Source organism: Novosphingobium sp. FKTRR1 (assembly GCF_020404405.1).
In the GTDB taxonomy this organism is placed as follows: Bacteria; Pseudomonadota; Alphaproteobacteria; order Sphingomonadales; family Sphingomonadaceae; genus Novosphingobium.
This window is the reverse complement of the sequence record NZ_JAIZDA010000011.1, coordinates 48,203-61,692: the sequence shown is the minus strand read 5'-3', so window position 1 is coordinate 61,692 and position 13,490 is coordinate 48,203. Positions and strand designations below refer to the sequence as shown.

At 63.8% G+C, this 13,490-nt stretch carries 11 protein-coding genes; 4 read left to right on the top strand and 7 right to left on the bottom strand.

The window, feature by feature from the left end:
- Window positions 1-36: 36 nt before the first annotated feature.
- Window positions 37-417 carry a DUF6379 domain-containing protein gene (locus LDN95_RS12105; RefSeq protein WP_226017937.1) on the bottom strand — a complete coding sequence of 127 codons (381 nt, stop codon included), beginning with the start codon at window positions 415-417 and terminating at the stop codon, window positions 37-39.
- A 224-nt stretch (window positions 418-641) separates the two neighbouring features.
- On the opposite strand from LDN95_RS12105, the gene LDN95_RS12100 reads away from it, so the two are divergent.
- Genes LDN95_RS12100 through LDN95_RS12085 form a run of 4 tightly spaced genes read left to right on the top strand, consistent with a single transcriptional unit; the run spans window position 642 to window position 5,332 of the window.
- Window positions 642-2,315, top strand: a complete 1,674-nt coding sequence (locus LDN95_RS12100) for a GMC family oxidoreductase (protein ID WP_226017936.1) — start codon at window positions 642-644, stop codon at window positions 2,313-2,315.
- A 19-nt stretch (window positions 2,316-2,334) separates the two neighbouring features.
- On the top strand, window positions 2,335-3,336 hold the full coding sequence (locus LDN95_RS12095; protein ID WP_226017935.1) for a sugar phosphate isomerase/epimerase: 1,002 nt from the start codon (window positions 2,335-2,337) through the stop codon (window positions 3,334-3,336).
- Window positions 3,336-3,728, top strand: a complete 393-nt coding sequence (locus tag LDN95_RS12090; RefSeq protein ID WP_226017934.1) for a DUF6379 domain-containing protein — start codon at window positions 3,336-3,338, stop codon at window positions 3,726-3,728. Before LDN95_RS12095 ends, LDN95_RS12090 begins: the two co-directional genes overlap by 1 nt.
- A complete protein-coding gene (locus LDN95_RS12085; protein ID WP_226017933.1) occupies window positions 3,725-5,332 on the top strand; it encodes a family 43 glycosylhydrolase in 1,608 nt (535 codons plus the stop codon). The genes LDN95_RS12090 and LDN95_RS12085 overlap by 4 nt, the downstream gene beginning before the upstream one ends.
- Here LDN95_RS12085 and LDN95_RS12080 read toward each other — a convergent pair.
- The 6 genes from LDN95_RS12080 to LDN95_RS12055 form a co-directional block, all read right to left on the bottom strand.
- The gene (locus LDN95_RS12080) at window positions 5,305-6,336 is read right to left on the bottom strand and encodes an aromatic ring-hydroxylating dioxygenase subunit alpha (RefSeq protein WP_226017932.1); all 1,032 of its coding nucleotides are present in this window, start codon (window positions 6,334-6,336) and stop codon (window positions 5,305-5,307) included. The two genes, LDN95_RS12085 and LDN95_RS12080, sit on opposite strands and share 28 nt — an antisense overlap.
- A 225-nt stretch (window positions 6,337-6,561) precedes the next feature.
- Window positions 6,562-8,250, bottom strand: a complete 1,689-nt coding sequence (locus LDN95_RS12075) for a GMC oxidoreductase (protein WP_226017931.1) — start codon at window positions 8,248-8,250, stop codon at window positions 6,562-6,564.
- Window positions 8,250-8,879 carry a gluconate 2-dehydrogenase subunit 3 family protein gene (locus LDN95_RS12070; protein WP_226017930.1) on the bottom strand — a complete coding sequence of 210 codons (630 nt, stop codon included), beginning with the start codon at window positions 8,877-8,879 and terminating at the stop codon, window positions 8,250-8,252. Before LDN95_RS12070 ends, LDN95_RS12075 begins: the two co-directional genes overlap by 1 nt.
- Window positions 8,880-8,965: 86 nt before the next feature.
- Complete coding sequence (locus tag LDN95_RS12065; protein ID WP_226017929.1) at window positions 8,966-11,182, bottom strand: TonB-dependent receptor; 2,217 nt, start codon at window positions 11,180-11,182, stop codon at window positions 8,966-8,968.
- 83 nt (window positions 11,183-11,265) lie between these two features.
- Window positions 11,266-12,345, bottom strand: a complete 1,080-nt coding sequence (locus LDN95_RS12060; RefSeq protein WP_226017928.1) for a sugar phosphate isomerase/epimerase — start codon at window positions 12,343-12,345, stop codon at window positions 11,266-11,268.
- Window positions 12,346-12,376: 31 nt separating this feature from the next.
- Complete coding sequence (locus LDN95_RS12055; protein ID WP_255630877.1) at window positions 12,377-13,477, bottom strand: Gfo/Idh/MocA family protein; 1,101 nt, start codon at window positions 13,475-13,477, stop codon at window positions 12,377-12,379.
- Window positions 13,478-13,490 lie beyond the last annotated feature (13 nt).

The window sequence follows — 13,490 nt, the reverse complement described above, 5'->3', positions numbered from 1 at the left end:
GTTGCCTTCTCCTTCTCGTCACCAAACGGCGGCCGCTCAGCGGACGAGCAATGTCTCGGACTGCGCGTTGGCGCGCTTCATGCCGGGAATGTAGGGCGGAAACAGACTGATCGTCAGCGCCACCCGGTGCGCGCTGCCGGGTGCAAGCGACAGGCCGGGTATGACCAGCCGCGCACTGTCGAGCACGAACCAGAAGCGGTCGGTCTGATCCTCAAGCTCTGCCAGTGTCCACGATCCGCCATCCAGTTCGAAGCGCAGGCTTTCCAACGGGATTTGTGCACCATCCACTTCCAGCGCCTCTACCCGCACGGTCGAGAGTGGCAGCGACCGGTACCACGGCAGCCGCACGTCGAGCCGCCCGCCGTCGGGGCCTGCGGACAGGCCACCGTCACCAATGACACGTTCGACTGGCAGCATTTCAAGCCCTCCCCTGCAAGCGGATGCGACCGGCGGTATCATGACCGGACGCCTAAATTAGAATTTATCTTCTAATTATGACCTGTCGCAAGGTCAAGACCGATTGCCGGTCCTGTGACAACAGGGCTCTGGACATATGAGAATATATATTCTAATTTTGCCCACGGTAGCAAGCTGTCGGCCGAACAATGCTGATGGATGGAAGAGGACGGTGGCGCTTGGCCATGACGCAATACGACTACATCGTTGTGGGTGCGGGATCGTCGGGTTGCGTCCTTGCCAACCGGTTGAGCGCCGATCCGGCCATGCGCGTATTGCTGGTCGAGGCTGGCGGCACCAACCAGAACCCGTTCATCAAGATGGCCGGTGGCTTCGTAAAGATCATGGGCGACCCCCGCTTCTTCTGGACATTCCCGGTCGTCCAGCAAGCCGGTCGGCGGCGCGAGATGCACGCCTATGGCAAAGGCCTCGGCGGCTCGTCCGCGATCAACGGCACGTGGTATTTGCAGGGCATGCCAGCCGATTTCGACGGTTGGGCGCAGGCGGGTCTTACGGAGTGGAACTGGGCCGAAATCGCGCGCTGTTTTCGCGAAATCGAGAGCTATCGCGATCCTGGTGCCCATGCCGGGCGCGGCATCGACGGACCCTTGCAGATCACCCCTTCGGATCACGATTCGCCGGTGTTCCGCGCCATGCTGGCCGCGTGCGAAGGCATGGGCGTACCGCGCCTTGACGACATCACCCAGCCGGGCACCGAGGGTGTCGGACGGACGCAATATACCGTTGATCGACGGGGCAAGCGCGCATCGAGCTACGAGGCGTTCGTGGCCCCGATCCGCAACCGGGCGAACCTGCACATCGTTACGCAGTGCCAGATCAAGCGCATCGTCATCAAGGACGGACGCGCCACCGGGATCGTGTGTGACCGCGACGGCGAGGAGACAACATTTGCCTGCAATGGCGAGGTGATCGTGTCGGCCGGGGTCTATCGCTCGCCGCACCTGCTGCAGCTTTCGGGCATCGGACCCGGCGCGCTGCTGTCCGAACACGGCATCGTGGTGGCGCGCGACCTTCCCGCTGTCGGGCGGAACCTTGCCGACCACCAGAAGCTTGGCATTTCCTATGATCTCCACAACGATCCGGGCACCAACCGGGAATTCGTCGGCTGGCGGCTGTATCGCAATGCCTTGCGCTATTTCCTCACAGGAAGCGGCCCTCTGGCGCGGGTCGGCATGCCGCTGACGATGCTGTGGTCAAGCGAGCGGCGCCCCGACTGGCTCGACTTCCAGCTCGCCGCCGCGCCCTTCGCCATGCGCACGGTCAAGGAGATGACCGAAAAGCCCGGCAGCCCGATCTCGGACCGCCCCGGCATCACGTTCTCGGGCTATCACCTGCGGCCGCGCAGCCGGGGGTCGGTCGCGCTGACATCGGCCGCGTGGCGCGAGCCACCGCTGGTCGATGCACAGATGTGGTCCGATCCGTATGATCAGGCCAAGGCGCTGGAATTGCTCAAGGCGCTGCGCCGCATGGCCGCTGCGCCCGAACTGGCGCACTTTGTCGGGGAGGAACGGACGCCCGGCGCCGAACGGCAAAGCGACCATGACCTGATCGCGGACTTGCGCCAGATGGTCGATCCCGGCCTGCACGGTGTCGGTACTTGCGCGATGGGCCTTGATCCGGCCACCTCGGTCACCGACGGGCGTTGCCGCGTCCATGGTATCGACGGTCTGCGGGTGGTCGATTGCTCCATCATTCCGCATCCGATTTCAGGCAACACCAACGGCCCGGCAATGGCGGTTGGCGCGCGCGCTGCCGAACTGATCCTGCAAGACGCGCGTGGGCGCGCCACGCCAGCAGCACTTTCATCCATCAACACCACACACCACAAACCGGCCTGACCGGTCAAAGGGGAGTTCAATGTCAGCCAAAATCAAACGGGGCGTCAGCCTTTACAGCTTTCAGGAAGAGATGTTCCTTGGTCAGATGAGCGTCGAGGACTGCGTGTCCTTTGCCGCCTCGATCGGGGCTACGGGTATCGAGATCCTGCCCGAACAGAACATGCCCACCTTCCCGCACATCACCGACGCGCAAGTGGGCGAATGGCAGGACTTGCTGGCCCGCCACGGCGCGCACTTCACCTGTTATGACATGTTTCTCGACACCAAGCTGCGCAAGGGCGAATTGCTCAGCGACGATGAGCAGGTCGAGAGCATCCGCCGCGATCTGGTGCTGTGCAACCGCCTTGGCATCCGCAACATGCGCGTGCTGGTGTTCGTGCGCCCCGACATTCTGGAACGCTGCGTGCCCTATGCCGAACAGCTTGACGTGCATATGGGTGTCGAAGTCCACGCGCCATGGCATCTTGAGCACGCCTGGATCCTGCGCACGATCGAGGTGGCCGACCGGCTTGGCACCAAGCACCTTGGCATCCTGCCCGACATGGGCATCTTCATGAAGCACTACCCGCCCGAATTCCGCGCCCGGTTCGAGCGCGAAGGCGCGCGCCCGGAAGTGACCCAGTTCATCGTCGACCAGCACGAAGCCAAGATCATGAGCGAATACACGATCTACGAAGTGGCGGTGAAACTGCAGGGCAACGCCGCCGAAGTGCGGATGGCCGAGACGCTGCGCCACGCGCCCTTCGCCAACCCCAGGCGCATCGGCGATTACGCCCCCTATTTCCGTCATATTCAGGCCAAGTTCTATGGCATGACCGCCGAAGCCAACGACCCTTCGATCGCCTATGACGAAGTAATTCCCGAGCTGGTCAAGGCTGGCTGGGAAGGAACGTTGTCCAGCGAATACGAAGGCAACCGCTGGGTGCAGGATGCCCAACCCGTCGACAGCCGCGAGCAAGTCCGCCGCCAGCACGCCATGTTCACGCGCCTGATTGCACAAGCCGAAGGGGAGATCGCCTGATGTTCGACCGTTACCTGATCGATGCGGCAAGCCTGCACAACACCGGCCCGCTCGATGCGCCCACGGGCTTCGCCTTTGCCGCCAAGCTTGGCTATTATCGCGGCCTCGGGCTGTCGATGATCGAGGAACTGAACGTTTCCATCGATGGTGAGGCGCTGCCGCGCGCTGCAGTGCGTTTCGACGAAGGCAATGGCCCACTGACGCTGGACGAGATGGAAACCGCCTATGACCGGCGCTGGGCGTTCGGCGCTCCGGCCACGATCAGCGTGGACCTGCCCGGCGGCTTCCCTGAGGGCGAGCATACGTTGTCGCTGCAACAGAAGCTGCGGATCAGCTACATGCCGTTCCCATCCTTCAATTTCGACCAGAAGGTCGTGAAGGTGGCCGCGTGATCGATCGGCGTTCGGCGCTGGCGCTCGGCGCGACGGGCAGCCTCGGGCTTGCTTTGCCGACCGGCGCCATTGGCCGAACGCCAGCCGCAGTCACCCCCACCGAACAACGCCACGCCGATCTTGGCAATGGCACGTTCCTCAACCCCGTGCTGGCCGGGGATTTCCCCGATCCGACCGTTCTCAAGGATGGTGACGATTACTACCTGACCCATTCCTCGTTCGAGGCATCGCCCGGCCTGCTGATCTGGCACTCGCGCGATCTGGTCAACTGGGCGCCGGTATGCACCGCGCTCGATGAACCGCTCGGCACCGTGTTCGCGGTCGATCTCGTCAAGCATGCAGGCCGGTACTTCATCTATATCCCGTTCATGGCGGCGCCTTGGTCAACCGGGCTGAAAAGCTTCGCCAACATCTTCGTGATCCATGCCGACAGCATCCGGGGTCCGTGGAGCAAGCCGATCGACCTTGGCATCGGCGAGTTGATCGATCCCGGCCACGTTGTGGACGAGGATGGCAAGCGGCACCTGTTCCTGTCGGGCGTCAACCGCGTGCGCCTGTCCGACGATGGCCTGTCCACCGACGGCCCGGTTGTCCCGGCCTATGCAGGCTGGAAGTACCCCGACAACTGGGTGGTCGAGGCCTATTCGCTCGAAGGGCCAAAGCTGTTCCGGCGTGGCGACTACTTCTATCTGGTCACCGCCGTAGGGGGCACCGGCGGGCCGCCGACCGGACACATGGTTGCGGTTGCGCGCTCGCGGTCGATCTACGGCCCGTGGGAGGATTGCCCGCACAACCCCATCGTCCATACGCTCAACGCAGCCGAGAAGTGGCATTCGCGCGGCCACGCGTCGATCTTCGAAGGACCGGCGGGCGACTGGTGGATGATCTACCACGGCTATGAGAACGGCTATCGCACGCTGGGTCGCCAGACGCTGCTCGAACCGGTCGGGTGGTCGAAGGACGGCTGGCCGGTAGCGCTGGGGCGCGACCTTGCCCGGCCGCTCGGCAAGCCACGCAAGGGGATAGCTGGCCCGCACGGGATCGTCTGGGCGGACGACTTCGCCACCTTCGCGCTCGGCACCCGGTGGCGCTTTTACAACCAGCCGCCCGGCGAACGCAGCCGCGCGCGCGTACAGGATGGCGCATTGGTCCTTGAAGCCAAGGGTAGCGGGCCGCAGGACTGTTCGCCGCTGACCCATCCCGTGGGCGACCACAGTTATGACTGTGCGGTCTCGATCACCCTGGAGGATGGGGTCGAGGCGGGATTGCTGCTGTTCTTCAATGACCGGCTGTTCCTGGGCATGGGCTACGATGGCAAGAACATGACCTCGTATCGCGGGGGCAAGGCCAGCTACTGGTCCGAGCCGGTGGCAACGGGCCAGTCGATCGACTTGCGCATCGTCAACGATCGCAACATCGTGACGATGTACCACCGCGTGGCCGGGGGCGACTGGGTGCGCCACGCTGTGCGCAGCGAGGTTTCAGGCTACAACGCCAACACCGTCGACGATCTGGCCAGCCTGCGCCCCGCCCTCTTCGCCTGTGGCAAGGGCCGGGCGCAGTTCCGCAGCTATCGCTACACGGCCGGAGTGGCGGTTGGCTGATCCGCCTCCGCACGCCGCATCTGCATAAGCCGACGCCGCGCGCGGATGCCGGCCGCATCCGAAGGCAGGATCACCGGGTGCAAATCCCAAAAGTCCGCTCCCGCCATCGCTTGCTGCTGGGCGCAGATCATCGGCTCGTCCTCCTCGAGAAACACCTTGCGCGCCATCGCTGCCGCCTCCTCGCCGTGTCCGCGCGTGAAGAAGTAGTGCGTGGTGGTGTCGGTTTCGGGCGTGAGGATGTGCGGATTGGCCATTGGTGGCATGATCGGATCGGCACCGTTCGAACCGGCACGCGCCATGCCGATGTGCAGCGCAAGCGACGCAGGCGCGTTCCAGCGGATATGCAACCATTGATCGATCGGAACTCCCTCGCCCACGATCGCTGTGGCCCATTCCGGCGCGCGCGAATTGGGCATGTCCCAGCGGTTCCAGACCGAACCGTCATCGTCGGTCGTGACGCTCTGGACCCCGAACTCGAACAGCGCGCCGTTCACGCCGAACGTCTCGGTATGGAGGAATTCGGCGTGGCTGAGATCGAGCAGATTGTCGGATATCAGCTCGTAATTGACATCCATGACCAGCCAGTCGCGTGCATCGTGCGCATCCTCGATGAAGGAAAAGTCTGGGATCGTCTTCGGATCGGCCAAGGCTGCGTCGCCCGGCCAGAACCACAGGGCTCCGTATCGTTCAACCAGTGCGTACGTTGCAACACGCGCTGCGCTCGGCACGTCTTTGCCAAACGGATTGAACACACAGGCACCGTCGAAGCCGAAGGTCAGTCCGTGGTAGCCGCAGGCAATGGTGTCGGCCACGCGCTTGCCCCGGCTGAGCGGCGCGAAACGATGCGGACAGCGGTCCGCCAGCATCGCCCAGTCACCCTGTTCCGAACGAACCAGCAACCACGGCTTGCCAAGCAGCTTGCGCGCCAGGAAGCCACCATCGGGCACTTCCTGAGCCCATGCCGCCATGTACCATGCATTTTGAACGAATTGTGACGCCGCCATTGATCCACTCCTGAAATGGAGGGCGCAAGGATACCGGTCATCATTCGCTGCATCCCCGCACCCACCGCAAGGACCACCCCTTGCGAACGCTGTGGGGCCTGCAGACGAGACCGCTATTGCGGCGACGCCCCAGACCGGACTTTTTCGTTCCGGTCACCAGGCTGTTGTCCCTTGATCAGGGACACGAGTTCTTAAATTAGAACTACGATTCCTGTCAAGGCCGGATCAGATTGTCCCGGCCTTGAGCAGTCCGACCGCGTGGTCACACGCGCGCGCGGTCAGCGCCATATAAGTCAGCGAGGGGTTCTGGCAGGCCGAGGAACTCATTTGCGCGCCGTCGGTCACGAACAGATTGGGCACGTCATGCGCCTGACTGAAGCGGTTGAGCACGCTGGTTTTCGCATCCCAACCCATGCGCGCGCCACCCATCTCGTGGATGGCGGTGCCGCCCGGCCCAGGCTGGTCCAGTCCCATCACCACATTGCCGCCCGCAGCGGTGAGCATGGCGGCAGCTTCGGCCTTGGCATCGGCCAGCGCGGCGCGTTCCTGCGCGCCGTGTTCGAACGCGATCTCAAGCTGCGGCAGGCCGTTGGCATCGGTCGCGCTCTTGTGCAGCGACAGCCGGTTGGTCGCCCGTGGCAGGCTTTCGGCAAAGGCGACCAGCACCATCCGCCAAGGTCCGGGACGGTGCAGTTCCTGCTTCAGCTCCGCGCCAAGACCGGCGGCGCGTTTGCCGCGCGTCCACGCCGATTGCAGTGCGCCCCCCTGAAATGAATAGCCGCGGGTAAAGCCGTTCCCGTCAAGCGTTTCAAGGTTGCGAAAGCGCGGAATGACTACTCCTGTCGGGCGGTTGCCGAAGGTGGTATGCGCCTCGAATCCCGGCATCAGCGCGATCGCCGACAGCGTGTTGGCGTGGTCCATGATATGCGTGCCCAGCACGCCGCTGCTGTTGGCCAGCCCGCCGGGCATCGCCTCGCTTGCCGAATTGAGCAGCAGATGCACCGAGTTGAAGGCACCGGCGTTGAGGAACACGATGCGGCTGGTCGCGCTGCGCCGCTGCTTGGTCTTGGTATCGAGCCACCGCACCCCGGTGACGCGCCCGGTCTTGGGATCGTGATCGACCCGCTCGACAACCGCATCGGTGATCAGCGTCAACCGCCCGGTGCTCTGCGCCGCTGGCAAGGTCGATGACTGGGTGGAGAAATAGGCGCCGAACGAGCAACCGCGATTGCAGATGTTGCGATACTGGCAGGGTGCGCGGCCTTCATCGGGCTTGGCCTCGGTCAGGTTGGCGGTGCGACCGATGGTAAGGCAGCGATCGGGCCAGCGCGCCGCGATCCGCTCGCGCACCGCCTGCTCAACAATGCTGAGCGCCATCGGCGGCTGGAACCGCCCGTCGGGCAGTTGCGCCAGCCCTTCGTGCGCACCGGATACGCCGATGAAGCTTTCCACCTTGTCATACCACGGTGCCAGATCGGCGTAGCGGACGGGCCAATCCGTGCCGATCCCGTCACGCTTGTTCGCGCCGAAATCATAGTCCGACCAGCGATAGCACTGCCGTCCCCAGGTCAGCGAACGTCCGCCAAGCTGGTAGCTGCGGTACCAGTTGAATGCGCTGCCCGCTGCGGTGGCATAGGGGTTTTCGTGATCATTGACGAAGTGGTTCTGCGTCCACTCGGTGAAATGGCGGTTGAGCGCCTGCACCGGGAATTCGCGCTGATACAGGGCACTGTCGCCAAGGCCACGGAACGGCAGTTCCCATGGCGCCTTGGTCTCGGTCTCGTAATCCTGCTGGTGGCGGATTTCACGCCCGCGTTCCAGCATCAGCACCTTGAGCCCGGCCTCGGTCAGTTCCTTGGCCGCCCACCCACCGGTGATGCCCGATCCAACCACAATCGCATCGAAATCTTGCATCAGCCGAACTCCACGGCGGTCCAGTCGTTCGACCAAGCGCTGTCACCAGCCTTCAGCGGCACATCGGGATCCCAGCGTCCGGGCACAAGTTCATAGCGCAGTTCCTGCGCAGCACCGGCTTGCGAGGTGTAATAGCCGGTCAGGATCAGGCCCTTGAGCGAAGCCCACGGCGATGGCACGGCAAGCGGCGGTCCGGGCGGAAAGGCAGCATTGTCGATGCCGGTCAGGATGCGCACCTGTTCGAGCGGCGCAAGGCGCAGGAAATCACTGCCAGCCGCTTGGTCAAGCGTCGCTTCGAGCCAGTCGAGATGGCGCAGCGTACCATCGGCGCGCAGGAAGGGCCGCAATGCGGATTCGGACGCGGCGACTGGCACACCCGTGCCGCCAAGTCCGTGTGCCAGAGCGAGCACGACAAACGCCGGGACACCGGTTGCCAAAGCGCCCGGCGTACCGGTCTGGGGGATAACGATGTCGCTAACCCGATCAAGCACCCGCAATTGGCGGCCGGTCGGGATCGCATCGGCTGCCAGGGCTGGCGTCGTGACGGGCAAGCCGAGCACCAGCCCCAACAAAGCCGCGCCTTGCAGGAAATCACGCCGTTTCAAGCCGTTGCCAACGCCAGTATCCATGCCCGCTCCGACTTGTCCCAAACTGTTCTGCCAAATGGCAGCGGAGCGGCTCGCCCTTTGCGCACCGTTCCGCTGCCCCAACGCTATCAGAACTTCACGCTGCCGCGCACGCCCCAAGTCCGCGGCGGCTGGAACTGATAGGTGTTCAGCCCCGCCACGAAATTGCGCGCGGCATTGGCGAGCACGACCTTGTCGGTGAAGTTGCGCACGAAGGCTTGCAACTGCCACTGGCCGCCCTCGGGCTCGTAGGTCACCGAGGCATTTCCGGTGACAAAGGCGTTCGAGCGCGTATCGGCATCGTTGAACACCGAATAATTGAACTGCGAGCTGTACTTGCCATCGATCCGGGGCGTCAGTTTTCCACTGCCGACGCCGATCGCATATTCAAGTCCGGCCGACGCCGAAAGGCTCGGCGCGTTGGGCAGGCGGTTGCCGCCGATCGAACGGGTCGTCCCACCGCCATCGCGAACCGAGATGCCATCGGCAAACTTGGTGTGCAGATAGGCCGCGTTCAGATCGATCCGCCCGCCTTGCCCGAACAACGCGATGGTCTGCAGCTCGGCGCCATAGATCTTCGCGCTGCCGACGTTGAAGATGCCGTCGCCGCCACCCAGCGCTGCCGAGGTCTGCGAGGCCTGATAGCCCTTGTAGTCGAAATAGAACGCCGCGGCGTTCACCTGGAGACGGTTGCCGAGGAAGCGGTTCTTGGTGCCGATTTCAAAGGCATTCAGCTTCTCCGGGCCATAGGGCAGCGAGGCTGCGCTGCCGTTCGAGTTGAATCCACCGGATTTGTACCCGCGATCAAACTTGGCATAGACCAGCGTGGCGGACGATGGTGAGTAGTCCAGCCCGATGTGGAACGTGGGTTCGCCGTGGCTGAGGTTGCCGTTGCCCACGACCGGGAACGCGATCGGCGGAGCAAACGGGCTGGACAGTGCCGGGATGGTCAGGAACGACTGACCGGTGCGGACTTTCTTGTCCCAGGTGTAACGGCCACCGACGGTCAGCTTGAACTGCTCGTTCAGCGCATAGGCAACCTGCCCGAACACCGCGTCGGACTTGGTCTTGACGTTGTAGTCGAACTTGATGCCGTACTTGCCCGCCTGACCAAGGAACGCGAGAGGCCCGCCCGGCGCGAACGGCCCGGTCATGACCACGTTGAACAGGCCCGAATCGATGGTGTTGGCTTCCTCGAAGTGGAAGTAGCCGACCTGAAAGAACAATGGATTGTTGACCGAGTTCGACAACCGGACTTCATGGTTCCAGGTGGTCGGCGCCTCGCTCTGGATGAACTGGCGGATCGCGGGGTAGACCGGCCCGGTTGCGTCAAGGCGGTGTTTCCACGAGGACTTGTCGTAACCACCGGCATAGACCAGCGTCAGGTCGCCGGGCAGATCGGCAAGGCTGGCTTCCCAACGAAAGCGGTCGGCACGGGTGCGGGTCGACGTAGCGGCCACGTTGGCGAACGAGCGGGCATCGCCAAAGCTGGGGCGCGTGCCGAGATCCGACGTCATCGACACATCGCCGACGTCATCGATCTCGTCATGCTGATACGAGGCCCACAACTTCAGGCTTTCGACCGGCTGGATCGCGACCTGAATGCGTCCCGAGTTCAGGTATTCGTCATCGCCGCGCCCCGAAACGCCGGTTAGGGTGCGATAGCCGTCATGCTGGCGATGGATGCCCGATACCCGGAACTGGATTTTGTCGCTTACCGGCACGTTGGCAGCGACCTCGGCATTCAGCGCGCGATAGCCGCCGCCCTCAAGCGATGCCTGCATGGCAGAGGTCTTGCCCGGACGGTTGGTAATCACGCTGACCAGACCACCGGTCGAATTGCGACCATTGAGCGTGCCTTGCGGCCCCTTGAGCACTTCGACGCGGGCAACGTCGTAAAGCGACGTGCCGATCGCGAAGGCGCGGTTGGTGTAGAAGCCATCGCGTGCGATCGGAACAGACGGATCGCCGATTTCGGTGACATCGGTCGATGCGATGCCGCGCACCGCGACATAGGCAGCGCCGGAACTGGTCGTCACGTTCACGCTCGGGTCGATCGCGGCAAGTGATTGGACGTTCGAGATGCCCTTGGCCGCCAGATCGGCGCCGGTGTAAACGGTAAGCGCGATCGCGGTTTTCTGGGCAGAGGTTTCGGCACGGGTCGCGGTGACGACGATTTCCTGAATGCCCTGCTGGCCATCATTGGCTGGGGTGGACGCGGGCGTAGCCGCGCCCTGCGCCATAGCGGCCGTGCTGGCCAAAAGGCTCGAACCGACGAGCAGCGCGCGGACCAGATCATGTTTCATGCCGAAAACCTCCCCAAAGCAGTCCCGCATTGCCGGGCCCTGAACTAAAATCATAGTTCTAGTATTCTTGATTCTGATTTGCGTCAAGACGCTGCGGCATCCGGCTTCTCAGCAATTCCCATCAGGCTGCGGTTGAGCGCGCGATCAGCCCCTGCAGCGGCGAAATCGTCGAAGGCGTGATCGGTCACCCGGATGATCTGCCGGTCGATGAAGGGCGCCCCCTCGGCCGCGCCCTGCTCGGGATGCTTGAGCGCACACTCCCATTCGAGCACCGCCCAGCCGGGGAAATCGTACTGTGCCATCTTCGAGAAAATCGCCGAGAAATCGACCTGCCCGTCACCCAGCGAACGGAACCGGCCCGGCCGATCCACCCACGACTGATAGCCGCCATAGACCCCCGAGCGGCCATTGGGGCGGAACTCGGCATCCTTCACATGGAAGCAGCGAATACGCTCGTGATAGATGTCGATGAACTGGAGGTAGTCCAGATGTTGCAGCACGAAGTGGCTGGGATCGTACAGGATATTCGCGCGCGGATGGTTGCCGACGCGGTCGAGGAACATCTCGAAGGTCACCCCGTCGTGCAGATCCTCGCCGGGGTGAATCTCGAAGCCGACGTCGACGCCATTGTCGTCGAAAACATCGAGAATCGGCTTCCAGCGCCGTCCCAACTCATCGAAAGCGTCCTCGACCAGACCGGCCGGGCGAGCGGGCCAAGGGTAGAAATAAGGCCAGGCGAGCGCACCCGAGAAACTCGCATGCGCCGTCAGCCCGAGATTGCGGCTGGCCTTGGCCGCGAACCCGAGTTGCCCGACGGCCCATTGCTGGCGTGCCACAGGATTGCCGTGCACGGCGGCAGGCGCGAACCCGTCGAACTGCGCATCGAACGCCGGGTGCACCGCGACCAACTGGCCCTGCAGGTGCGTCGACAACTCGGTGATGGCCAGTCCCTTGTCGGCGAGCATTCCGGTGATCTCGTCGCAATAGGTCGCACTGCTTGCCGCGCGTTCGAGATCGAACAGCCGCGCATCCCATGAAGGGATCTGCAAGCCCTTGTAACCCAACCCAGACGCCCAGTCGGCAATGCCTTCAAGGCTGTTGAACGGCGCTGCATCGCTTACGAACTGGGCAAGAAAAATGCCCGGGCCCTTGATGGTCTTCATCGAACGCGGTCCTTTTCAAAAGGTCGAAATGTCAGATTGTCAGGGAGACCCAGCCCGCTTGGTCGCGGCTGGCAGCAACGGCCGTAGCGATGAAGGCCATTCCGCGCAGTCCATCGGCAATGCCGGGCAGCAACGGCGCCGCCTCGCCACGCAAAAGGGCGGCAAAATCGCGATAGAGGTTGGCAAAGGCCTCAAGATAGCCTTCGGGATGTCCCGCTGGTGTGCGCGTCCGGCCGGCAGCGTCGGGACCGATCTGCGGGCCACCGGCGTGGATGACCTCGGTCCGCCCGTCGGCGTGATTGAGCGTCAGTGCATTGGGCCGCTCTTGCTGCCAGACAAGGCCGCCGCGCTCGCCATAGACGCGGATGCGCAGGCCATTACGTTCGCCAACCTCGATCTGGCTGGCCAGCAGCACGCCACGCGCGCCATTGTCGAAACGCAGGAGTACCGCGCAGTCATCATCGAGCAAGCGGCCGGGAACCACGGCGCCAAGGTCGGCAAGCAGGTGGTCGACCCGCAAACCGGTCACGAATTCGGCGAGTTGGAACGCATGGACACCGATATCGCCGATGCAACCGCCGAGCCCTGCCCGCGCTGGATCGACCCGCCATTCGGCCTGCTTGCCGCTGGCCTCGCCCGCCAGCCAGCCTTGCGGATATTCGACCACGACCTTGCGGATCGCACCCAGTTCGCCCGCCGCCACACGCGCGCGCGCCTCGCGCACCAATGGATAGCCCGAATAGGTGTATGTCACGCCGAACGGCAGCCCGGCCACTTCGACCAGCCCTGCCAACTCGTGCGCCTCGGCCAATGTGGCAGTCAGTGGCTTGTCCGACATGACCGGCAGCCCAGCAGCCAAGGCAGCGCGCGCGGCGGGCAGATGGTGGTGGTTGGGGCTGACGATGGTGACGAAGTCGATACCGTCAGCCCGAGCCGCCTCTCCTGCCAGCATGGCCGGAACATCGGCATAGGCCCGCGTCGGATCGATGCCATAGGCCTCGCCCGCCTGACGGCTCCGCCCCGGATCGCTGGAGAAGGCGCCAGCAACCAGTTCAATCTCGCGGTCCAGCTCGGCCGCTATCTGATGAACCGGACCGATGAATGCACCGGGGCCGCCACCGATCATTCCCATTCGCAGTCGACGC

Coding starts and splice junctions, on each gene's coding strand:
- LDN95_RS12075 (WP_226017931.1), bottom strand. CDS start 8,250: ATGCAAGATTTCGATGCGATTGTGGTTGGATCGGGCATCACCGGTGGG.
- LDN95_RS12055 (WP_255630877.1), bottom strand. CDS start 13,477: ATGGGAATGATCGGTGGCGGCCCCGGTGCATTCATCGGTCCGGTTCAT.
- LDN95_RS12105 (WP_226017937.1), bottom strand. CDS start 417: ATGCTGCCAGTCGAACGTGTCATTGGTGACGGTGGCCTGTCCGCAGGC.
- LDN95_RS12090 (WP_226017934.1), top strand. CDS start 3,336: ATGTTCGACCGTTACCTGATCGATGCGGCAAGCCTGCACAACACCGGC.
- LDN95_RS12100 (WP_226017936.1), top strand. CDS start 642: ATGACGCAATACGACTACATCGTTGTGGGTGCGGGATCGTCGGGTTGC.
- LDN95_RS12065 (WP_226017929.1), bottom strand. CDS start 11,182: ATGAAACATGATCTGGTCCGCGCGCTGCTCGTCGGTTCGAGCCTTTTG.
- LDN95_RS12070 (WP_226017930.1), bottom strand. CDS start 8,879: ATGGATACTGGCGTTGGCAACGGCTTGAAACGGCGTGATTTCCTGCAA.
- LDN95_RS12080 (WP_226017932.1), bottom strand. CDS start 6,336: ATGGCGGCGTCACAATTCGTTCAAAATGCATGGTACATGGCGGCATGG.
- LDN95_RS12095 (WP_226017935.1), top strand. CDS start 2,335: ATGTCAGCCAAAATCAAACGGGGCGTCAGCCTTTACAGCTTTCAGGAA.
- LDN95_RS12060 (WP_226017928.1), bottom strand. CDS start 12,345: ATGAAGACCATCAAGGGCCCGGGCATTTTTCTTGCCCAGTTCGTAAGC.